The 22331-nt window shown below is 63.1% G+C and carries 18 protein-coding genes, 4 pseudogenes and 1 other annotated feature; of the genes and pseudogenes, 4 read left to right on the plus strand and 18 right to left on the minus strand.

Annotated elements, in window-relative coordinates:
- Nucleotides 1–33 precede the first annotated feature (33 nt).
- Genes nagA through PD885_RS16895 form a run of 5 tightly spaced genes read right to left on the minus strand, consistent with a single transcriptional unit; the run spans nucleotide 34 to nucleotide 5377 of the window.
- The gene (gene nagA / locus PD885_RS16875; protein WP_002804799.1) at nucleotides 34–1188 is read right to left on the minus strand and encodes an N-acetylglucosamine-6-phosphate deacetylase; all 1155 of its coding nucleotides are present in this window, start codon (nucleotides 1186–1188) and stop codon (nucleotides 34–36) included.
- Nucleotides 1189–1190: 2 nt separating this feature from the next.
- The gene (locus PD885_RS16880; RefSeq protein ID WP_002804798.1) at nucleotides 1191–2219 is read right to left on the minus strand and encodes an SIS domain-containing protein; all 1029 of its coding nucleotides are present in this window, start codon (nucleotides 2217–2219) and stop codon (nucleotides 1191–1193) included.
- Nucleotides 2220–2224: 5 nt separating this feature from the next.
- Nucleotides 2225–3292, minus strand: a complete 1068-nt coding sequence (locus tag PD885_RS16885) for a LacI family DNA-binding transcriptional regulator (RefSeq protein ID WP_002804797.1) — start codon at nucleotides 3290–3292, stop codon at nucleotides 2225–2227.
- Nucleotides 3293–3332: 40 nt separating this feature from the next.
- Nucleotides 3333–4610: a sugar MFS transporter gene (locus tag PD885_RS16890; RefSeq protein ID WP_002804796.1), complete on the minus strand. Its 1278-nt coding sequence runs from the start codon at nucleotides 4608–4610 to the stop codon at nucleotides 3333–3335.
- A gap of 44 nt (nucleotides 4611–4654) precedes the next feature.
- Nucleotides 4655–5377, minus strand: a complete 723-nt coding sequence (locus tag PD885_RS16895) for a GntR family transcriptional regulator (protein ID WP_162138781.1) — start codon at nucleotides 5375–5377, stop codon at nucleotides 4655–4657.
- A 727-nt stretch (nucleotides 5378–6104) separates the two neighbouring features.
- On the opposite strand from PD885_RS16895, the pseudogene PD885_RS16900 reads away from it, so the two are divergent.
- Nucleotides 6105–6637, plus strand: a pseudogene (locus tag PD885_RS16900) (transposase); the annotation flags it as partial.
- Nucleotides 6383–6499: a sequence feature (AL1L pseudoknot), on the plus strand. (Overlaps the previous pseudogene by 117 nt.)
- Before the next feature lie 17 nt (nucleotides 6638–6654).
- Here the strand turns inward: PD885_RS16900 and PD885_RS16905 are convergent.
- A complete protein-coding gene (locus tag PD885_RS16905; protein ID WP_231895641.1) occupies nucleotides 6655–6945 on the minus strand; it encodes a hypothetical protein in 291 nt (96 codons plus the stop codon).
- Here PD885_RS16905 and PD885_RS16910 point away from each other — a divergent pair.
- Nucleotides 6944–7911 (plus strand): annotated as a pseudogene (locus PD885_RS16910) (IS3 family transposase). The gene PD885_RS16905 and the pseudogene PD885_RS16910 overlap by 2 nt on opposite strands.
- Nucleotides 7912–8473: 562 nt before the next feature.
- On the opposite strand, the gene gspN reads toward PD885_RS16910, so the two are convergent.
- The 5 genes and pseudogenes from gspN to PD885_RS16935 form a co-directional block, all read right to left on the minus strand.
- Nucleotides 8474–9190 (minus strand): type II secretion system protein N, encoded by a 717-nt coding sequence (gspN, locus tag PD885_RS16915; protein ID WP_002804791.1) that lies wholly within the window; start codon nucleotides 9188–9190, stop codon nucleotides 8474–8476.
- Between the two features lie 554 nt (nucleotides 9191–9744).
- Nucleotides 9745–10551: an IS5 family transposase gene (locus PD885_RS16925; protein WP_002802516.1), complete on the minus strand. Its 807-nt coding sequence runs from the start codon at nucleotides 10549–10551 to the stop codon at nucleotides 9745–9747.
- Between the two features lie 150 nt (nucleotides 10552–10701).
- Nucleotides 10702–10884: a hypothetical protein gene (locus PD885_RS21600; protein WP_088062049.1), complete on the minus strand. Its 183-nt coding sequence runs from the start codon at nucleotides 10882–10884 to the stop codon at nucleotides 10702–10704.
- A gap of 61 nt (nucleotides 10885–10945) precedes the next feature.
- Nucleotides 10946–11356, minus strand: a pseudogene (locus PD885_RS16930) (VanZ family protein); the annotation flags it as partial.
- Nucleotides 11344–12597, minus strand: coding sequence for a class I SAM-dependent methyltransferase (locus tag PD885_RS16935; protein WP_172402156.1), 1254 nt, complete (start codon nucleotides 12595–12597; stop codon nucleotides 11344–11346). The pseudogene PD885_RS16930 and the gene PD885_RS16935, both read right to left, overlap by 13 nt.
- On the opposite strand from PD885_RS16935, the gene PD885_RS16940 reads away from it, so the two are divergent.
- Nucleotides 12596–13333 (plus strand): pteridine reductase, encoded by a 738-nt coding sequence (locus PD885_RS16940; RefSeq protein ID WP_002804785.1) that lies wholly within the window; start codon nucleotides 12596–12598, stop codon nucleotides 13331–13333. The genes PD885_RS16935 and PD885_RS16940 overlap by 2 nt on opposite strands.
- Before the next feature lie 187 nt (nucleotides 13334–13520).
- Here the strand turns inward: PD885_RS16940 and folK are convergent, their stop codons facing one another.
- From folK to PD885_RS16965, 5 genes are all read right to left on the minus strand, one after another.
- Complete coding sequence (gene folK, locus PD885_RS16945) at nucleotides 13521–14039, minus strand: 2-amino-4-hydroxy-6-hydroxymethyldihydropteridine diphosphokinase (protein ID WP_002804772.1); 519 nt, start codon at nucleotides 14037–14039, stop codon at nucleotides 13521–13523.
- A gap of 91 nt (nucleotides 14040–14130) precedes the next feature.
- A complete protein-coding gene (locus PD885_RS16950; RefSeq protein WP_002804770.1) occupies nucleotides 14131–15633 on the minus strand; it encodes an ATP-binding response regulator in 1503 nt (500 codons plus the stop codon).
- A 3-nt stretch (nucleotides 15634–15636) separates the two neighbouring features.
- Complete coding sequence (locus PD885_RS16955; protein WP_002804768.1) at nucleotides 15637–16077, minus strand: response regulator; 441 nt, start codon at nucleotides 16075–16077, stop codon at nucleotides 15637–15639.
- Nucleotides 16074–17885, minus strand: a complete 1812-nt coding sequence (locus PD885_RS16960; RefSeq protein ID WP_002804766.1) for a sensor histidine kinase — start codon at nucleotides 17883–17885, stop codon at nucleotides 16074–16076. Before PD885_RS16960 ends, PD885_RS16955 begins: the two co-directional genes overlap by 4 nt.
- Before the next feature lie 287 nt (nucleotides 17886–18172).
- The gene (locus PD885_RS16965; protein ID WP_002804764.1) at nucleotides 18173–18544 is read right to left on the minus strand and encodes a BON domain-containing protein; all 372 of its coding nucleotides are present in this window, start codon (nucleotides 18542–18544) and stop codon (nucleotides 18173–18175) included.
- 151 nt (nucleotides 18545–18695) lie between these two features.
- Here PD885_RS16965 and PD885_RS16970 point away from each other — a divergent pair, with 151 nt between their 5' ends.
- Entirely contained in the window at nucleotides 18696–19754 is a 1059-nt protein-coding gene (locus PD885_RS16970) for an oxidoreductase (protein WP_002804758.1), read from the plus strand.
- Between the two features lie 207 nt (nucleotides 19755–19961).
- Here PD885_RS16970 and gnd read toward each other — a convergent pair whose 3' ends face one another.
- Both gnd and PD885_RS16980 read right to left on the minus strand, forming a co-directional pair.
- Nucleotides 19962–20903, minus strand: coding sequence for a phosphogluconate dehydrogenase (NAD(+)-dependent, decarboxylating) (gnd, locus tag PD885_RS16975; RefSeq protein WP_002804756.1), 942 nt, complete (start codon nucleotides 20901–20903; stop codon nucleotides 19962–19964).
- A gap of 20 nt (nucleotides 20904–20923) precedes the next feature.
- Nucleotides 20924–22328 (minus strand): annotated as a pseudogene (locus PD885_RS16980) (hypothetical protein).
- Between the last annotated feature and the right edge of the window lie 3 nt (nucleotides 22329–22331).

A 22331-nucleotide genomic window follows, 5' to 3' on the forward strand; every position in this document is an offset into this window, starting at 1 on the left:
GTGGCGGAAGCGTAGCCGGTCTGACAGATGCCCTTACTCGCGCTGGCCAGCCACCCAGGTAGCCAGCACTCGGATATCGGCATCCACCAGCACCAGATCGGCTTGATAGCTGGGTGCAATGCGACCGAGGCGCTCTCCCAGGCCGATGCATTGCGCAGGATACGTGGACGCCATGCGCGCGGCTTCGGCCAGATCAACACCCAGACACTGCACGCTATTGCGTACGGCGGTGGCCATGTCCAATGCGGAACCGGCAAGTGCGCCGTCGGCATTGCGCACTACTCCGTCAACGGCAGTGATCGTCTCTCCGTAAAGATCGAAGCTGGGGCTGTCTGCGCCGACCATCGGCATGGCGTCGGTCACCAGCAACAGCTTGCCGCGCGGCTTGGCTGCCAACGCCACACGCAGGCTGGCCGGATGCGCGTGCACGCCATCGACAATGATCCCGCACCACACATTGGGATCTTCCAGCGCAGCGCCCACAGCATTGGGCTCACGCCCGGCCAGTTGCGACATTGCGTTGTAAAGATGGGTAAAGCCGCTGACGCCGGCAGCAATACCATCGTGCGCCTGCTCATACGTGGCGGCAGTGTGGCCGGCAAACACAATCGCGCCGCCAGCAACGAAGGCGCGAATATCGTCTAGCGGCACGCGCTCCGGCGCAAGGGTGATCAAGGTGACGCCATTGTCCAGCGAGGTATCGACCGCAATCTCGTGCGCGTCCGGCAAACGGAACTTGCGCGCGTCGTGCGTGCCCTTGCGGGCGGGGCTCAGATACGGGCCTTCCAGATGGATGCCGAGCACGCCGGGCACGCCTTGTGCGATGGCCTGGCGCGTGGCGTCGATGGCTTCGGCCATCACCTCGGCGGTGTCGCTGATCAGTGTGGGCAACAGGCCGGTGGTGCCGAAGCGGCGATGCGCGGCAGCGATCGTGGCCAATGCCTGTGGGTGGCGTGCGTTATTGAACAACACGCCGCCACCGCCATTGACCTGGATGTCGATAAAGCCCGGCAACAAGGTGGCGCCGCCCAGATCCAGGCGTGCGTGCGCCTGCGCAACGCGTGCATCCTCGGCTGGCACGATCGCCTGGATCTGCCTTCCAGCCAGCAGCACGACCAAACCATCCTGCACTCCATCGTCGGTGAGCACGCGTGCATTGCACAACGCTTGAATCGGGGAAGCATCCATGTTCAAACCGTTTCCGTGACCTTGTTCAAATGCGGGGGCAAATCGGGATTATTTCCACGCTGCAGCGCCAATGCATTGATCGCGCGATAGAAGCTTTGCACGGTCAGCAGCGGTGCGATAGCCGGATGTGCGGCATCGGCAAGCGGCAAATCGCCATCGGGGGCGGCCAGCCATACCTGCGCGCCACGGGCGCGGAATTCGGCAGCGAGTGAGCGTGTGCCGGCGCCGGTTTCGTCGGGCTGCGCAAACACCAGCACCGGGAAGCCCGGCCCCACCAGCGCCATCGGGCCGTGTTTGACCTCGGCCGAGCTGTAGGCTTCGGCATGCAGGCCGCAGGTTTCCTTGAATTTCAATGCTGCTTCCTGCGCAGCGCCCAGGCCCAGACCGCGACCGAGCACGAACAGATTGTGCGCCGGCACCAGTCCTGCGGTGAGAGCGGACCAATCGGCCTGCCAGGCGTTGCGCAACTGCTGCGGCAACGCATCGACCGCAGCGAGCAAGGCCGGGTCGTTCTTCCACACGGCGCCCAAGTGCAATACAGCAGCCAGCGAGGCGAGATAGCTCTTGGTGGCGGCGACGCTTTTTTCCGGGCCTGCGCCTAGCGGGATCACCACCTCGGCCAGTTGCGCCAGCGGCGAATCTTCCACGTTGACCAGTGCGACCACGCGCGCGCCGGCAGCTTTCGCGGCTTCGGCATTGCGCAACAGGTCCGGGCTCTTGCCCGATTGCGAAATCACAATGTACAGCGCACCACGCAGCTGCAGCGGCGATGCGTAGACCGAGCCCACCGACGGCGATGCCGACGCGGTGACGATGCCGAGCTGGGTTTCGAACAGATACTTGGCATACGTCGCTGCATGATCGGAACTGCCGCGCGCGCAGGTCACCACGAACGGGGGCGGCGTATCGCGCAGCGACTGCGCAAGCGCAGCGATGGTGTCTGCGTTGCGCGCGAACTGGGCAGCGACCACGTCTGCGGTCTGCGCCGCCTCGCGGAACATCAAGGTCTCGGTTTCGGTGGGAAGGCTCATCGGGCTCAGGTGGATTCGGGGGAAAGGGATTGGACGGTTGGCGGTTGCGCTGGTGCAGTGGAACCGCGCACCACCAACTGCGGCACGAAACCGCGGTTCTGCAATTGCGCGGGCTGATCGTCGTAGGCATCGCTGCGCAGCTGGCTGATCAGCAAACGCGCGGCATGCCGTGCGATGTCTTCGGTGGCCTGCTTGGCGGTGGTCAATGCCGGCCACGACTGCCGCGAAAACGGGCTGTCTTCGAAACCGGCAATCGACAACTGATACGGCACGTTCATGCCGGTGGATTTGGCCGCGGCCAATACGCCTGCGGCGATTTCATCGTTACTGCCGAAGATGGCGGTGGGCGGTTCGCGCAACGACAACAAGCGGCGCGCGCCACGGAACCCATCGTCGAAGGTGTAATCGCCTGGAATCACCAGATGCTTGTTCAGGGCGATGCCGTAATCCTTCAGCGCAGCTTCGTAGCCGGCGTAGCGCTCGCCGCTGGAGCGATGCTGCGGGCCGCCCCACAAAAAGCCGATGCGTTGGTGGCCAAGCTGGATCAGATGCTCGGTAATCTCGTACGCCGCGTCGCGGTCGTCGATATACACGCACGGGCCATCGCCGGGATCGTCGGTGGCCGCGATGATGCGCACGCTTTTGATGCCGCGCGCGGCCAGGCCCGCCAATAACTGCGGACGCTCGGACATCGGCGCGGTCAGCACCACGCCGGCCAGACGCGAGCGCTGCATCCACTCGGCGAGCTCTTCGGCCAGCAATGGCGAGGTGGAATCGCAGGGATGAATCTGCAGGCCAAAGCCGGTTTCGCGGCATGCGGCCAGCACGCCGTTCTGTATGCCGATGATGTGATACGGATTGGGGTTGTCGTACACCAGACCGATCACGAACGGCGTGCCGCTGCGCAGATTGCGCGCGGACGGATCGGGCTCGTAGTCGAGATCGGCGATCACACGCAGCACGCGCGCGCGCGTGGCCTGCATCACCGATGGCTCGTTGTTGATCACGCGCGACACGGTCTTCAGCGAGACCTTTGCACGCTCGGCGACGTCTTTGATGGTGGGCCTGCGCATGGGTGCACCTTGTTCGTCGGAACGCGTCATGCGGCGTCGCTCACTTGGCTTGGGCCGGCAGGCCCAGGCGGTGACCGCGCAGCGAATAGAACAGGATGTACAGATAGCACGGCACCATCAGCGCAGCGAACACGATCTGGAAGTCGTAATGCTGTTTGAGAATGGCGAACGCCTGCGGAATGATCGCGCCGCCAGCAATGCCCATGACCAACAATGCAGAGCCGATTTCGGTAAAGCGGCCGAGCCCGCGAATGGCCAGCGGAAAGATCGCCGGCCACATCATTGCGTTGGCAAATCCGAGCGCGGCCACCAAGCCCACCGACACATAGCCGTGGGTGAACAACGCCCCCAGCGAGAACAGCACACCGAGCACGGCCGACACGCTTAGATAACGTGCCTGCGAGATGACACGCGGAATCAACACCAAGCCGGCGATGTAGCCGAGCAGCATCGCACCCAGCGTGTAGGAGGTGAAGATCTTGGTGCTGTCCAACGGCAGATCGAAGCCGTGGCCATAGGTGCCAATCGCATCGCCAGCCATCACTTCCACGCCCACATAGACGAACAGGCACAACACGCCCAACCACAGATGTGGAAACTGGAAGATGCTGGATTTCTGCACGCCGGTAGCGCTACCGGGCGTGGCGTTGGCCTCGGAGGCTTTCAGTTCCGGCAGTGGCGAGAACAGCACGCCAATCGCCAGCAACAGCAGCACGCCGGACATCACCAGATACGGCGCGTGGATTTGGGCGGCAAACGCATTGAGCAACTGCAGCTTGGTCGCGGCATCGGCACTGGCCACCTGCGCGGACAGATCGCCGATACCGTGCAGCACCAGCGAGCCGATCAGAATCGGCGCCAGGATGCCGGCGATCTTGTTGCAGATGCCCATCAGCGCGATGCGTCGCGCTGCACTTTCGATCGGGCCAAGGATGCTGATGTAGGGATTGATCGCAGTCTGCAGCAGCGCCAGGCCGCTACCGATCACGAACAAGCCACCCAACGCGCCCGGGTACCAACGCTGGGTGGCAAACTGGCCGAACCCCGCTGCGCCCGCTGCCATCATCACCAGGCTCAGCGCCAGGCCTTTTTTCATGCCAGTGCGCTTGAGGATCCACGACGAGGGCAGTGCCAGAAAAAAATACGACAGGTAGAACACCATCAACACCAGGAACGCATTGACCTCGCTGAGGTCGAACGCCAGCCGCACGAAAGTGATCAACGGCCCGTTGATCCAGGTGAAAAAGCCGATGATGAAGAACAGCACGCCGACGATGGCGATCGAGACAACGAGATTTGCGGGCCTGGGAGTAGTCATGGATGGCTGGCTCTTGAGTTGTCGGTGGGGGACGCCGCGTTGGATCAGCGGCGCAGTTCGGCGACGAAATCGTAGAAATCGTTATGGCAATAGGTGTCGGTCAATTCGATCGCGCTGCCATCGCGCGCGTAGCCAACGCGCACCACATGCAGGATCGCCTCGCCGGTCTTCATGCGCAGGTGTTCGGCCAGCCGGGCCGGCAGATTGATCGCGCGGAAATACTGCAGCGCGCGCACCACCGGCGTGCCCTGCGCGTCCAGATAGCTGTAGAGCGAATCGCCGATCTGCTGCGGGTCGGCGACGATACGTTGCGGCAGCACGGCGTGTTCGTATGCCATGACGCGGTCATCGGCGCTGCGCAAGCGCGTGAGCGAGGCCACCGCCGCATCCGGCGAGAGACCGAGCCGCAGGATTTCTTCGCCATGCGCCGGGCGCAGGCGGCGCTCCAGCCAGCACGTGCCCGGCTCGTAGCCCTTGATGCGCAAAGTCTCGCTGAAACTGGTCAGGCCGCTGAGCTGGTGCTGGATCTGTGTGGTGACGAAGGTGCCAGCGCCCTGCCGGCGCGACACCAGGCCTTGTTCGACCAGCATATCCACGGCCTGACGCAGGGTCACCCGCGAGATCTGCAGCCGCTCGCACAGCTGGCGCTCGGCCGGCAGCGCTTCGCCGGCCTTCCACTGACCGCTGCGGATGGCGTCGGTCAGCTTGCCGGCCAGTTGCAGATACAGCGGGGTTGGCGCGGACGCGTCCAGGTGCAGCTCGTCCAATCGCGTGTCGGCATCTGCCTTGGCCTTGTCCATCCGTTGCTCTCGCCCGCCTGAATTCGATAGGTCCAATATAGTACCAATCGACAACTGGACACCAGCCCTGTGCTGCAGTGGCTTGCGATGAACGGCTTTAGGGCTGGATATGCGATGCCGCGCGGCACCGAGTGGTACTAGCCGAGGTGAGCAGGCGCGCCGGGGCGCGGCCCGCCGTTGAGGACGTTTGCCAGGTCGCACTGCCTGGGGCGTTAGCGTTCAGCGCAAGCTGGCGCTTGTTGACGGATCAGACCAATTCAGCGGCTGATGGAGACCAGGCGCTGTTGTCTGATTGCGGCGCCCCACGGACCCTGCGGGGCGAGTGGCTGGTCCGTACGGCGACAGCCAGTGGTCGCGTGCTGGCCTTGCCGAGGATTGGCAGCGATTCATGTAAAAAACAGCCAAAAGTGAGCTAACTCGCTGTCAAAAAAGGTTTTCTACACGAATCCCTGCCGACCCTCGACAAGGAAAGTGGCATCAAGGACGATCCGAACGAGTGGTGCCGAGAAAGTAACGAACCTGCCTACATCTTGAGCCTGCTCAAGCGCGTGATCCGCGTCAGCATGGAGACGGTCAAGGTCGTCGGGGGCCTGCCTTCGATTCAGTGATGTCAGTATTCATCGGAGCAAGGCTGCATAGATAGCTGAATCGCCCCGGGATTTGCGGAGGCTCAATCATCTGAGAGGATTGAGCCATGAACAAGTCGAAGAAGTTCTCACCAGAGGTGCGAGAGCGAGCGGTACGGATGGTGCAGGAGCACCGGGGCGAGTACCCCTCGTTGTGGGCGTCGATCGAGTCGATCGCCCCCAAAATCGGCTGCGTGCCACAAACGCTGTTGGAGTGGGTCAAGCAGTCGGAAGTGGACGCGGGAGCGCGGCCCGGCGTGAGCACGGCTGAGGCACAGCGAATCAAGGATCTGGAACGGGAGGTCAAGGAACTGCGCCGGGCCAACGAGATCCTCAAGGTGGCCAGCGCGTTTTTCGCCCAGGCGGAGCTCGACCGCCGGGTGAAGTGATGTATGCGATGGTGGAAGCGCACCGGAGCAGGTTCGGTGTCGAGCCGATCTGCGAGATGCTGCAGATTGCCCCGCCGGCCTATCGCCGACATGCCGCACGCCGTCGTGATCGGTCATTGCTCAGTGCCAGGGCGCATCGCGATGCCGAGCTGGCGCCGAAGATCGAGATGGTCTGGCGTCAGAACCAGCAGGTCTACGGCGAGGAGGAAATCCCTCTGATCGATGAGTTCTATCGTTGCTCGCGTGGTTTTGCCTGCCGGTATTGACGTTCATCTCCTTGCCGCAGGCCAGTTGGGTCAACGTTGACGCAAATTCGGTCGGCGCACACGATGGCGTCGGAAGCGTAAAACGCCTGCACGACAGGCACCGCGTTTTCATAGCGCTGGAGTTCGTCCTTTGTGGCGGCGAGTTCACGACGGTAGTAGCCCAAAACGGCCCAGCCGACGAGAAGAACCTGATACGCCCAGGGTTTCCTAGACATCTCAAGGCCATGGAACATGGTCAATTCGGAGGTGTCCATGAGCAGCAAGCGGTATACGGATGAATTCAAGATCGAGGCGGTCCGGCAAGTGACCGATCGTGGTTTCAAGGTGGCAGAAGTCGCGGAGCGACTGGGTGTCACCACGCACAGCCTCTACGCCTGGCTGCGCAAGTTCGGCAAGCCTGGCGTGGTGCAGCGCGCCGAGGTGGACCAGAGCGCCGAGGTTCGGCGGCTGAAGGCAGAGTTGCGTCGAGTGACCGAGGAGCGCGACATCCTAAAAAAGGCCGCCGCGTACTTTGCCAAGGGGTAAGGGCAAAGTACGCCTTCATGCAAGCCCACTGTGGGGAATTCAGGGTGTGTGCGATGTGTCGGGTATTGCGGGTCAACCGGTCGGGCTATTACGCCTGGTTGTGCTCGCCCAACAGTGAGCGCGCCAAGGAAGATGAGCGCTTGCTTGGACTGATCAAGCACCACTGGCTGGCCAGCGGCAGTGTCTATGGGCATCGCAAGATCACCAGGGATCTGCGCGATCTGGGTGAGCGTTGCAGTCGCCATCGGGTGCATCGGCTGATGCGCACCGAGGGACTGCGTGCCCAGGTGGGCTATGGTCGCAAACCGCGCTTCCATGGAGGAATGCAGTGCAAGGCGGCGGCCAACCTGCTTGACCGACAGTTCGACGTGACTGAGCCGGACACAGCCTGGGCGAGCGATTTCACCTTCATCCGCACGCATGAAGGCTGGATGTACCTGGCTGTTGTGATCGATCTGTTTTCCCGGCAGGTCGTCGGCTGGGCGATGCGCGATCGGGCCGACACCGAGTTGGTCGTGCAGGCCTTGTTGTCTGCGGTGTGGCGGCGCGAACCCAACGCTGGTTGCAAGGACGCCGCTCGCGCCGAGGTATTCGACTACATCGAGATGTTCTACAACCCCAACCGCCGCCACGGTTCAACTGGCGACCTGTCCCCTGTAGAGTTTGAACGGCGCTACGCGCAACGAGGGTCTTGAGGGTCTACGGAACCCTGGGCGTATCACCTGTCGCCCTTCGCGTGACTAGGAGTCTAGCCAAAGATGGACTCTGGTCCTACTTTCCTGCGGTAGGGATATTCCTACGCAGTCGTCAGAAACCCACCCGGCGGCAGTGAGGTGGAGCGAATTGCTGGTGTCTCGGACTGGGGACGATGGCCTGCACCCACTTCGCCCCCAGCACGGCGGAAGGCGCCACCAGTGCAGGCGAGCCATAAAAGGCGCGCCTGCCCATCTCAAGGCGGGACTTAGCGTTTCATCGTGGATAAGTCGCCGGTGGTTGGCTATAGCGCCGTGCCGCTGTCACCGACGGCATTTGGCGCTTGAAGGGGATTTTTCAGGGACGACTGATTGCCTGTGGCGCAGCAGCGCCAAGGCCGGCGCGGGCAAGTTCGGACCACTGCGACCTCTGCAACCGGCTTAACGTGCTTTATTTTCCGTTTTCTGAGATGACCCCAAATTGTTCTTATGCAGCAGTAACTTAGGTCATTTTTGGCTGTTTTTTTACACGAATCCCTGCCGACCCTCTTGCCAACTGCGGGGGCTACAACCGGCCCTGATCGAGTCGCACCAGCCAGCGTTCTGGCATCCGGGTGAAGCCGAGCAGTTGCAGGCCGAGCTGCAAGGCCGTGTCGTTACCCGGTTCCACCTGGGTGCGCCACTGCCAGTGGCCATCGCGCTGCAGGCGTAGCTCAGCGCTGAGTTGCACGCCTTCGGGCATGCCGCCGTCGGGCGTGAGCGCCAGCATCAGTGCGTGGTCCACGCATTGCGAGTGGCCACGCAACCGTAGTGGCAGCAGCCCTGCCGCTTCGCCGCCCTGGTTAGGCAACACCTGCACTGCCACCCCGCCGCCGACCTGCACGCAGCGCATAGTGTCGAAAATCGCACGCACATCGCGCAGGTGGATCGACAGATCCATCAACGTCACTCCGCCAGGTTTGCGCAGCAGCAGCCGACCGTGGGCCTGCTCCACGCCGTGGCGTGCGCCCTGCAGTGCCACCAACTGTGCGGTGGCCGAGGTCAGCTGCACCTGCCGTTCTTCACGCAACAGCGGCCAAAAACGCAAGCGCACGCCGACATCGCCCACCTCCATCGTATTCCAGGTCACCCCACGCAGGGTGCCGTTCCAGATCGAGCCCCTTACTTCAAGCGCAGAGAACGCACGCGTGTCGGCAGGTAACACCAGGCGCAGCGGCAGCGTGGCGATCACGCCGATCGCACACAGCACCGCTGCGGGCAATAGCCAGCGCAGTGCCCTCACGGTGCGACACCTGCGAATGCACAGCGCACCTGCAATTGGCCGTCGTGACGGGTAACGTTGAGGCCGCTCGGTGCCAGATCGTAGCGCTAACGCAATTGCTCGAATCAGGCGAGCAAGGTGACGCTGGCGACTGCATCGAGTTGCAGTTCAAGCCCACCGGTGGGACCACGGCCTTGGTTGGTGATGGCGATGCCGGCCTCGCGTGTACGCTGCATGATGGCTGCGAGCGCAACCTCTGCCCACTGCCACTGCACGGTTGCGCTGCACGCCGCGCGCATCCAGCAATGTTTCTGCGGCAATGTCGTCGCGTGCCTGTGCGCTGCTGCGCCAATGCCGCGAAGGCACCACCACTGCGTACCAGGCGACGACAGCAGCCACCGCGGCCAGCATGGCCTTCAGCATGATCCGCGCGCGCGGCGCGCGCGTCTGCCACCAGGCATGCATGCGCTGCTGCTGGTTGCTCATCGCGGCAGCTCCAATTCCAACGGGGTACGCACTCCATCGTCCGACGTTTGACTTGTGCCCTGCCGCAGCTGCCAACCGGCTAGAGCGTGTTATGAACTTTGAAAGAGGGTGGCTGCATTTCCAAGCATCAGGATCGTGAAGACGACGAAGTGCAAACCGGCCAAGGTTTCCGGCAATCGCTCGTAGTCGCGTGCCAGCCGTCTGAAACGATTGGCCCATCCGAAGCTGCGCTCGACAACCCAACGGCGCGGCAGCAAGACAAAGCCTTTTTTCGCTTCTTGCAGCTTGATCACTTGCAACTCAATGCCTTCTTCCGTGGCCGCCTGCGCCGGTTCTTGACCGGTGTAGCCCTGATCAACAAAGGCGATCTTGACCGTTTCACCGGTCACGTGTTGTACCTCTTGTGCCAACGATCGGACTTGCGCGCGCTCCTGCTCATTAGCCGGCGTCACCTGGACAGCGAGCAGATGTCCAAGCGTATCGACGGCCATGTGTACCTTGCTGCCTTTCTTGCGTTTATAGCCATCGTATCCAGCACGCGGCCCGCTTTCGCAGGTGGACTGCAGCGTGCGAGCATCGAAAATGACCGCGCTCGGCTGGCCTTTTTTCCCTTGCGCCACACGCAAGAGTGAGCGCAGATCACTGACCATGGCCTCAAAGCAGCCCGCTTGCAGCCAGCGCTGTGTTTGCTGATACACCGCTTCCCAGGGCGGAAAATCGTTGGGAAGCAATCGCCATGGTGCGCCGGCGCGCGCGATCCACCGCAGTGCGTTGAACATCGCGCGTAGCTCATACTTGCGCTGCGGTGCCTGCACGTCCATCAGCGTCAAATAGGGAGCCGCAAAGGCCCATTCTTCGTCGGAAATATCGGTGGAATAAGGCTTACGAGGCTTCATCCGTATACGTTAGCGTGACAAGGGCAAAGTTCATAACACGCTCTAGGCACTATCGGCATCGGCAATCAGCACATGCACTGCCTGTGTATCGGCAGCCAGATGCTCGGCCAGCTGCAGACGCACGGCTGCCATCGATTGCGCACTGCTGCGTCACGGCAAGCTCATCCAGCGCTGATGCACATCCATGCCCGGTACCACCAACACACTGCACGCGGAGGGTTCATGCAGCGCGCTGCCTGTGCCCCGCGCCAACACACGTCCTTGCGCATCCACGCGCACGGCGGTGGCCTCGCCTGCTGCATCGGCCGGCGGCAACACCAAAGTGGTACGCATTCGTCGGGACTGCATTGGCGTGCCACCCGCCGCCACAGCACGCGCCGGAACAAAGCAATGAGCGTCGACCAAACAAGCGCTGATCCACCCGCAACATCACCAAACGTAATGGCGTCCGCGCCAGGCATAACCCGGCCAGGATACCCAAGGTATCGGCGAGCGCATCGTAAGGATCGGCACTGCGATTGGTGGTCAGCGCACCCTGCGCAATTTCGATGCCGATGCCCAACAACACCAACCCGAGCGCAGCAAAAAGCAGCGCGCGGCGCGTGGCGAACAACTGCACCGCACCCCAGCACAACAACGCGAAGCTGAGGAAGTGTTCTGCCTTGTCGCTGTTGGATGGCAGTTCCGGAAACTCCGGCGGCGGGCCCATGCACACCGCAATCAGCACCACCATCGCGGCGATCCACAAGCCCACCCACAACCGCGGCCGATAAAACGGCCGCAGCACCGACCTCACAGCCGCCACGTGAGGTCGCCGGCTAGGAAGGCAGGCGAGAAATCGACATCGCGCGAGAAGCCCATCACCTGGAATCGCTCGCCCATTTCGCTGGGTAAGGTCAGCCGCTTGGTTTGTTCGCGCAGGCGCATGCGCCCCACTTCGTCGGTGCGCGTCTCGGCCTGCGCCAACAACCCATCCAATCCATTTTCCAGCAGGAAGCTCGCCTGCGTGCAGTAACCGGCCAACTCGAAACCTGCACCGGTGCCGGCCTCGGCCAATGCGGTGAAATCCACCGACGCGGTCAGATCCTGCAAGCCGGGCCAGCGATACAGGTCCTCGTGCATGCGATGGCGATAGAACGCACGCAAGGTGCCGTCCTGGCGCTGCGCACGATAGAACTCGCCGCGTGGGTAACCGTAATCGATGAACAACATCGCACCGCGCTTCAAACCGCCAGCGACTGCCTGAATCCAGTACGGCAGCTGCGGCAGCAACTCGGAACGGTAGCCATCGGCAAACGGCCGCTCCAGATAGCGCTCCAGGTGACGCACCGCTGCGCTGAGCAATGCATCGGCAGGCTGCTCGCCGCGCGCAAATCGCTGCTGCGCATCCAGCACCACGGTTTCCTCATACACCTCACCGTCGCGCAGTGCGAAGCGCGGCGTGGGCAGCGCATCGATGACTTCGTTGGCGAACAACACACCATCCCAATCATCCGGGAACGGGCCATCCAGCCACTCCACCAGATCCAATACCGGCGGGATCAAGCTGCGCCCCAGGCGCTCGCGCTGACGTTCGCGCAAATCGGCGCTGGGCTCTAGAATCGCGTAACGCTCGGGCAGCGCATCCAGTTCCAGCAGGCGCTTCAGTGTCACTTCGGCAAATGCGCCGCTGCCACCGCCGACGTCGAGCATGCGTGCGCCTGGGCCAAGTTGCTGCAACACCGGTGCCAACGCACCGGAGACGGTCGCTGCGAACAACGGCCCAAGCTCCGGTGACGTAACGAAGTCACCGGCTTCGCCGAACTTGCTGGAACCGGCGCTGTAATAGCCCAGGCCCGGCGCATACAGCGCCAGCTCCATGAAACGCGAGAACGCAATCGCACCGCCGGCGGCCTGAATTTCGGCGCGCAGATGCGCGGCCAGCCGATCGCTGTGCGCCAGGGCGTCCGGATCGGGAATGGGAAGGTCGGCGTGCATGCGGGCACCGGTTGCGGGGACAATGCACAGGATAGCCGAGCCCTTTGCAACGCCAAGCGAGTACGCCATGACAGACAGGTCCAAGGTGGTGTTGATCACCGGTGCAGGCCGCCGCATCGGCGCGCAGATCGCCACCACGCTGCACGCAGCCGGCTATCGCGTCGCCTTGCATGCGCACCGCTCCGGCGACGCACTGGGCGCACGCGTCACCGAGCTGTGCATGCAACGCGCAGGTAGCGCGCAGGCCTTCCACGCCGACTTGCGCCTGACGCATGCGCCCGCACAACTGGTTGCCGACTGCATCGCTGCATTCGGCCGCCTGGATGGCGTGGTCAACAATGCTTCGGCGTTCTATCCCACTGCACTGGGCAAGGCCACTCCGGCGCAGTGGGACGAGCTATTCGCGGTCAACGCGCGCGCTCCGTTCTTCATCGCCCAGGCCGCCGCCGCGCAGCTGCGCCAGCAGCGCGGCGCCATCGTCAACCTTACCGACCTGCATGCGCAGCAACCGATGCGCAATCATCCACTGTACGGTGCATCCAAGAGTGCGCTGGAAATGCTGACCCGCTCGCTCGCGCTGGAGCTGGCACCGGGCGTGCGCGTCAACGCAGTAGCGCCTGGCGCGATCCTGTGGCCGGAAGAAGGCAAGCCGCCCGATGCCAAGCAGGCGCTGCTCGCACGCACGCCCCTGGCACGCATCGGCACGCCCGAAGAGATCGCCGAGGCAGTGCGTTGGTTGTTGGACGAGGCCAGCTTCGTCACCGGCCATACCTTGCACGTGGATGGCGGGCGCCAGCTCAGTTAAGCGGTCGTCAGACGGACTGCGCTCAGCGTCGGGCGGCCGTGGCCGGCGCTGTTTGTGGGCGGCTGCAGCTCGACCATGACACACTCGGCCGCTGCGGTGCTGAGCGCGCGCCAGCACGCACCGGGCGACTGCTCGCGCTATGTCAGCCACGCGTTGGGCGCACTGCGGAACCGGGCGAATTTCGGAACTACGCTACTGCGCCATCCGCCGCCGCACGAGCCGCGTCCAATTCCACCGCCGTAAATGCGCCGCCATACTGCGGATGCGCCTGCCACAACGCGGCAAGTGTCTGGCCGCTCAGCGGATCGATAAAATCCGGCGCGATATCGGCCAGCGGCTTCAGCACGAAGGCGTGCTTGAGCTCGGGCCGCGGGATGCGTAGATGCCCAGGGCCTTCGATGATGCAATCGCCGAAGAACACCACATCCACATCCAGGGTGCGGTCGCTGAAACGCGGGCCGCTGCGATCGCGCCCATGCGCATCTTCCAGTGCATGTAACCAATGATCGAGCGCGTGCAGATCCAGATCGGTGTCGAGCCTCACCGCGTTATTGACGAAGTCCGGCCCGTCGAATCCCACCGCCGGCATGCAATACGCAGGGGAGACGTCAAGCGGGCCAAAGCGCGCGCGCAAGGCAGCGACGGCCGAGCGCAGGTAGTGGGTCGGTCGGACATTGCTGCCGAGGCCGAGAAGCACGGTAATCATGCGTTATTCGCTCATGCGGCCGGCGTCAGCGTCAACTGTTGCAATCGTGCGGTACTTGAACATGCACGGCGGCAGCGCGCGAAATCCTATCTCAGGCCACTTCGAGCGCGTGCGAGACCGCGCGGAACACGCGGCACATTTCCAGCGGTTTGCGCAGCACATGCACCGGGATATCCGGCGGAAAGTGCACACGTTGCAGCGGTGCGCCGACGTCTTCCAGCACGATCGCCGGGCCCTGGTAGCCCAGTTCCTGCATGCTCAACAGCACGCTGACCGCCGATAGCAGGATGATGTCGCTATCGATGATCACCAGATGCGGCATGGCGTGCTGCTGCACCAGATGCAGCGCCGCGGCGCCGTCGGTGGCCAGCTGCGGCTTATAGCCCTGGCTCGATAGCGCATTGCCCAGCAGCGACAAGCGCGTGGCTTCGCCATCCACCAGCAGAATGCGCTGCCCATGGCCCAGGGCAAGCGGCAGTTCGGTCTCGGCAACCGCAACCGACGTCGCATGCATCGGCACGATCACGTCGAAGCGCGTGCCCTCGCCCAGGCGGCTATCGACCGCAATGCTGCCGCCGTAGCTTTCCACGATGCGCTTGCACGAAATCAACCCCAGGCCGGTGCCGTCGGCTTTGGTGGTGAAGAAGGGGCTGAATAGACGTGCGCGCGTGTCATCGCTCATGCCCACGCCGGTGTCGGCCACGCTCATGCGCACGCGCGTGCCGGCGTGGCGATCGGCCGACAGGATCAAGGTGCCGCCGCCCGGCATCGCCTGGATCGCATTCAAGCCCAGGTTGAGTAGGCACTGCTGCAGTTCGGTGTAATTGGCCTCGATGGTCAGATCCGAGGCGATCGTGTCCACCTGCAAGCGCACGCCGTAGGGCAGGCTGCTCTTGAGCAGCATCTGCACCGCCTGGAACAAATTCGCGATCGACACCTGCTCGCGCGGCTTGTTGGAACCGCGCACGAACGACAGCATCGACTCGGCCATCTCATGCCCGCGCCGGCCGCACTCGGCCACCACGTTGGCAAGCTGACGCAGTTGCGGGTCGTCGGTGCGCCCGGCCAGCAGATCGGGCACGATCAACAACGGCTGCAGGATGTTGCGCAAGTCATGACTCAAACCGGCCGCCAGCATCGCCAGGCTTTCCAGCCGCTGTGCGCGCATCAGCTCGCTCTCGACGCGCTGACGTTCCAGGTCGGCACGCGCTTCGCGAATCGCGCGGATCACCGCGCTCGGCAGCCGCGTCGGGTTGTGCTTGATGATGTAGTCGTTGGCGCCGTCCTGCAGCGCCTTGACCGCGGTCTCCTCACCCATGGTGCCGGAGACGAAGATGAAGGGCGTGGCGCCGTTCTGACGCACCACACGCAGCGCCTGATGGCCGGAAAACCCTGGCATGCTCAGATCCGACAGCACGATGTCAGGCTGAAACGCATCCAGCGCGCTGCGCAGCGACGGCTCGCTGTCTACACGCTCGAATGCCGCATCGATGCCGGCATCGAGCAACTGATCGGATAACAGCTCGGCGTCTTCCGGTGAATCTTCCACCAGAAGAATCTTCAGCTGCTCCGGTTTGTCCCCCTCATGCGACATGGCTCAGTCTAGCTCCGGTGCCTGATTGATGACCGCCCAGAACGTGCCGAGCGTCTTGACGGCATTGAAGAACTGATCGACATCCACCGGCTTGACCACGTAGGCATTCACGCCCAGGTCCCAGCTGCGGGCCAGGTCGCTCTCTTCGCGCGAGGACGACAGGATCACCACCGGCAAGCGCTTGAGCGTCTCATCGCTACGCACCTGCTTGAGCACTTCCAACCCATCCAGGCGCGGCATCTTGATGTCCAGCAGCAACACCGCCGGCAGACCCTCCTCGCGGTCGGCGAACATGCCACGGCGCAGCAGATAGTCCATGGTTTCCACGCCGTCTTCGACATGCACGATGGGATTGGCCAGGCGAGCTTCGCGCAAGGCATCGACGGCCATTTCCGCATCGGCCGGGCTGTCTTCTGCCAGAAGAATGGTACGGATGGCGGTCATGCACTGAACTCTTGGTTGGGCGCTTCAAGCGCAGGGGGAAGCACGAAATAAAATGTGGCACCTTCGTCGACGACGCTTTCGGCCCAGACCCGGCCACCGTGACGTGTCAGCACGCGCCGCACGCTGGCCAGCCCGATACCGGTGCCAGCGTATTCGCTGGCCTTGTGCAAACGTTGGAACACGCCGAACAATTTTGCGCTGTATTCCATATCGAAGCCGGCGCCGTTATCGCGCACGCTGAATTGATGGCCGCCGTCGGGCATCGGCGCGTAACCGACTTCGATTCTGGCCACCTTACGCTTGGCGCTGTATTTGACTGCATTGCCGAGCAGATTCATCCACAACTGGCGCATCATGTTTTCGTCGGCCACCAACACCGGCAGCGGCGCGATACGCCAGTCCACGCGGTGACCGGTGTTCTCGCTCTGCACGTTGGAATCCAGAATCGCGCGCGTTTCGGCGACCAACGATTGCATGTCTACCGCCTGCAGGCGCAGCGCACTGCGCCCCAAGCGCGAATACACCAGCAAATCGTCGATCAGCGACGCCATGCGCCGCGCCGAGCTGCTGATCACTTCCATGTAATGGCGCGATTTCTCGTCGGCCGCATCGCCCAGATGGCGCGCCAGCTTGTCGGAGAATCCGGCCACATGGCGCAGCGGTGCGCGCAGATCGTGCGAGACCGAATAGCTGAAAGCTTCCAGCTCGCGGTTGACCTCCGACACCTGCTCCATCTTGCCCTCCATCTGCCGGTTGAGCTCCTGGATGCGCAGCTGCGAAGCCTTCTGCAGGCTGATGTCGCTCACCGTCATCAACACCACGTCCTCGTCGCTGGTATCGGGCAACGGCATGCGCCGCGCGTTGATCAACATGGTGCGCAGCGCGCCATCGGCGCTGCGCTGCTCGTGTTCGTAGTCCCATAGCTCACGGTCGCGCAGCAACACATCGACCAGCCGCTGATGGATCTGCGGGTCGCGCCACACGCCCTCGCCCACATCCTCAAGTGCCATCAATTCATTGCCGCGCTCTTCCAGACCATACAGTTCGGCGAACGCAGGGTTGTGCAGCACGATGCGCTGAGCGGCATTGAGCAACACGATCGGCTCGCGCACGGTCTGCAGCACCGAGCTGGCGCGCCCATTGGCACGCAGATATTCCTGTTCGGCCGCCAGCCGGCGACGGATCTGCCGCTGCAGCAACCAGACCACAGTGCCCAGCAACAGCAACTGCACCGCCAGCGTCGCCCAGCTCAGCACCCCGTAATGCATGCGATCGGTTTCTACGCGCGCATTGCGCAGATCCAGCAAGTGACTTTCAGCGCCCTGCAACTCATCGATCAACAAACAGATCGGGTTGTTCAAAGTCATGTCGTTGATCAGCGCGCGAGTCTGTTCCGGCGCCGTGGTAACGGCGATGCGATCGGCCAGCAACAGACGGCGTTCGATGGTGCTCTGGATACGCCCCAAGCGCACTTGCTGCGCAGGGTTGTCTTTGGTCAGTTCGATCAATCGCTGCACCGCGGCCAGCGACTCGCGTCGCCCGCGTCGCATGCGTTCCAACAGTGACGGGCGCTCCACCCCGTGCGAGCGCATCAGCGCGGCCGATTCAGTATCGCGCATCGCCGCTTCCAGGCGCTGGGCGGTTTCCTGTACTTCCTGGCTATGCGACACCAACACCGCGGCCCGATTGGCGTTGCGCGCCACCTGCTGCAGCAGCAACAACGGCACCACCACAATCAGGAACACGGCAACTGCCAATAAAGGCAGGCGCCAGCGATCCCACTTGTCTGCTTGGACCGTCGTTTGCATTGCCAGGTCTGTATCCGCTCGCTGCGAGGTCCCAGGGACAAGCCGACATTATCTCCGATCAGGCCCATGGCTAAATTAATGATTCAGACTAATCACGACACCCCGCAACATAGCTGAATAGGCATATTGCCAGTGCAATCACCATGAAACCGGCGAGCGCACGCCGCCCGCTATCGGCGTATTGCGCTGGTTTTTCAGAAAGAAAAAAGGCGCACTCCGTAGAGTGCGCCTTGGTGGTCGCGCCCGCCGCCTCGCCTCGGCGGGCCCGGCATCCGCAGCGGCTGCGCTTATTCCTTCGCAGCGGTGACCTTCAAGCCAATCGACTTGACGCTCTTGACGCCTTCGATGCCCTTGGCCACAGCCACGGCCTTGTCGTGCTCGGCCTGGGTAGCAACCGCACCGGTCAGCGTTACGATGCCGTTCTTGGTTTCGACCTTCACGTCGGTACCCGACACGTTGTCGGTGGCCAGCAGATCAGCCTTGACTTTGGTGGTGATCCAGGTGTCGGTAACAGGCTTCTTGGACTTGTTGATGCTGGCAGCGTGATCCTTGTGAGCGCTGCTTTCCTGCGGCACGGCAAATGCTTGCGACGCGCCTAGCGTCAGACCGAGCGCCAAAGCCAGAGCCAGCAACTTGCTTGCATGTGTCACGTTCTTCATCGATAAGTACCTCCTGTTGAATGTGGATGAAGTTTGCGGTGGCGCTCGTCGAGCAGACGTGACCGTTGCATTCAGAAATTGTGAACCCTGCGCACACAGGTGGGTGCAATACCATGCAAGCCTCCTCCGTCGTTGCGATGACCCGTTTTAGATGCCTAAACCGTTTAATCTGGTCGTCGTCGGCTATGGCTATGTCGGCCGTACCTTCCATGCACCGCTGATCGCGAGCACCCCTGGTTTGCAGTTGCACTGCGTGGTGTCGTCCAAGCCACAACAGGCGCAGGCCGACTTCCCCGATCTGACTGTCCTTGCCGACCTCGACAGCGCATTGGCCGACCCGGCGCTCGATGCGGTGGTACTGGCCACGCCCAACCAGACCCACGCACCGTTGGCACTGCGGGCGCTGGCTGCCGGCAAGCATGTGTTGGTGGATAAACCCTTCGCATTGGATGCCGCACAGGCACGCGCGATGGTGGATGCAGCGGAGGCCGCCGGGCGCATTGTCAGCGTGTTCCAGAACCGCCGCTGGGACGCGGATTTTCTCACCGTACGCCGCTTGATCGACGAAGGCCAATTGGGCGAGGTGGTGGAATTCCATTCGCACTTCGACCGGTATCGCCCGCAAGTACGCGATCGCTGGCGCGAAAGCGATCTCCCCGGCGCCGGGCTCTGGTACGACCTGGGTCCGCACCTGCTCGATCAGGCACTGCAATTATTCGGCGCGCCGCAGGCGATCGGCGCGGATTTGCAGCGTCAGCGCAGCCAGGCTCGCAGCGACGATTATTTCCACGTCACCCTGCACTACCCGCGGCTGCGCGTGATCCTGCATGCGGGGTCGCTGGTCGCCGATAGCAGTCTGCGCTTTGCCGTGCACGGCACACGCGGCAGCTATCTCAAGCACGGGCTGGACACCCAGGAAGACCAACTGCGCGCCGGACGTCGCCCAGGCACGGTCGGCTGGGGTGTCGACCCGTTGCCGGGCACGCTGACCCGCGTGGACGATGAAGGTCGCGTGCACGCCCACCAACCCGACAACCAGCCGGGCGACTATCGGCAGTGCTATGCGGCTTTTCGCGATGCATTGGCGGGCACCAGCGCGGCACCGGTCAGTGGCGCAGACGCCGTGCAACTGATGCAATTGTTGGAGCTGGCGCAACGCAGTGCGGCGTCGGGCCAGATGCAGTGGCTCGCTGGTGCACGCGAGGCGTAGCGCGTAGGGATAATAATCGCGCTGCCATGCGCGCGTGACCGGCGATCGCCTCTGCATGCAGGACTGCCGCCGCTCATGCGCCGCGGTTCTTGCACGCGGCACACGGCCACTGTCGATTTCGATAGCGACCTTGCGTTCACCACTCTTGATGCCACCACCACAGTGCGCGCCGCTAAGCAGGCGCGCACTGCCGTCGCGCTGGATCGCTTATGCGTCCTTGCTGCCGATCGTCGGTGGTACCGATGTCGTGGTCATCACTGCATGCCCACCGAACTGGTTGCGCATTGCAGCCAGCAGTTTGTCGGTGAACGAATCCTTGTCGCGCGAACGCAGCCGTTCCATCAGCGACAGCGTGATGATCGGTGCAGGGACTTCCAGATCGATGGCCTCGGCTACCGTCCAGCGGCCTTCGCCTGAATCGGCCACGAACGGCGCAATGCCAGCCATGGTCGGGTTGTGCGCAAGCGCGTCGGCAGTGAGGTCCAGCAGCCAGGAGCGCACCACGCTGCCATCGCGCCAGATCTCGGCGACCTGTTGCAGATCCAGCGCAAAATCGGTCTTGTGCTGCATCAATGCGAAGCCTTCGGCGTAAGCCTGCATCATTCCGTACTCGATACCGTTGTGGACCATCTTGGTGAAGTGGCCGGCACCGCTCGGGCCAACCCGACCCCAGCCCTTATCCGGCGCGGGCGCCAAGGTGGCCAGGATCGGATGCAACGTGGTCACCGCCGCCTCGTCGCCGCCTACCATCAAGCTGTAGCCTTCCTGCATGCCCCAGATGCCACCGCTGGTTCCGCAATCGACGAAGGAGATACCGCTGGCCTGCAACAGCGTGGCGCGGCGTTGCGAATCCTTGTAATACGAATTGCCGCCATCGATGACGATGTCGCCCGCTTCCAACAATCGCAGCAGTTGCGCCAAGGTGTCATCAACGATCTTGCCGGCCGGCACCATCAGCCACACCACCCGCGGACTCGGCAGCGCAGACACCAGCGACGCCAGCGCATCAGCGGTGACAATGCCCTTGACCTGCGCGCCACTGCGCGCGCTCGCGCCTGGATCGTAGCCATGCACGCGATGCCCACCGTTGACTAACCGCTCGGCCATATTGGCCCCCATGCGGCCCAACCCCACCATACCCAGTTCCATAATCGCTCCTCATGATCTGATCAGTGCAGGGTGCCACGCCGGGCGTACGCCGGCGTCGCGGAAATTTCCGATGGGTTGTTTCGTCGCGGTGCTGGCGCTGCACTGCTTCAGCTGCCAATCGATCCATCGCCAGTACAAGGTGGTGCGCAGATTGTGCAAGGTCAGCTCGATGGCATACGGCGTGCGCGGGTTACGGTCGAGCAAGCGTGCCACGTGATAGCCGATCGGCTTGATACCCTTGGGATGCACGTACACCAAAAAACCTTGGTAAAACGGGTCATCCAGCAGCGTCTGCAGTTCTTGCAGCCGTGCTTGGTGCTGCCGGTCGAGCGTGGCGCGCAACTGCGCATCGCGTTCGTAGAGCAGGCGCTCGAAGCGGCGCTTGCCTGACCTGCGCAGATTCTTGGCCAATTCCCAGATCCGACGGTTGAGCGCATCGTAATGCGCAAAACCACCGTGCTGCGCCAGCGCCTGTGCTGCCGCATCGCTGACATCCACCACCACAAAGTTTTCCGCCTGATTGTGGATGTCATCCAGAAACGACTTGTTGAACACATGCGCGATGAAGCCCGGCGCACCGACAAATGCCTGCCGCCCCAACTGCGCGGTCTTGACCGCTTTGCCGTCGGCAAAGAATTCGCCGGCATGCGCACCGAGCACAATGCTGTCGGTGTCGTGCAAGGTCAAAAACGTGCCGATCGACAACTCGCCGGGCGTAAACACCTGATCGAATCCGGCATCGCCATATAACTCGCGCTGCGTGGCGAGCTGGGCCACCTGTCGGCCCACGCCGCACTCTGAGCGCACCTGGCCGCGATAGAACGCATCCAGTGCCTGCGCATTGCTGCGGTGTGGTTGATAGCCGCGTCCGAAGCTGCGAAAGCTGCTCCAGCCCTGCGCGGCTGCGCCGCGCCAGCCAAACCCGATCCAGCCTAGCTGCAGCGCCGAAAAACGGTAGTGCGCGTTGTTCTGCAACTGCGTCGCCGCACGCCGCGTGGCGGCGCCGACCTCGAACGCGTACGCGCAATATGTGGCGGAATCGTCCAGCAAGGCCTTGAGCGATGCGCCACGCTGTTGCGTATCCCAGCTGGCCGGCAGTATCAGTTGCAGATCCCCGGCTGCCTGCGCCTGCGCAAGCGAACCACGCGTACATGGCTCGCCACGCTGGATCGCCGGTGCGCTGACGGCTGCGCTGTGGATCTTCCAGCCAAGCCGCCGAAGCAATGCTTCTACGCAGTCCGCACTCGCTGCATTGGCGGACTCACTCGGTGCGGCGCCAGCGACCTGCAACACCTGCGTGCCGAGCAACGCGGCTGTGCACAACAGCGCGGTAAAACGGCCTGGCCGCGCGCGCCGCACGGGCGCGCACGCACGATATGCGGTGCTTGCCAACAGCGGCGCCCAGTGCGTCCGGAATGAACTCATCGA

Origin of the sequence: Xanthomonas fragariae, from assembly GCF_900183975.1 — a bacterium.
Taxonomy (GTDB): domain Bacteria; phylum Pseudomonadota; class Gammaproteobacteria; order Xanthomonadales; family Xanthomonadaceae; genus Xanthomonas; species Xanthomonas fragariae.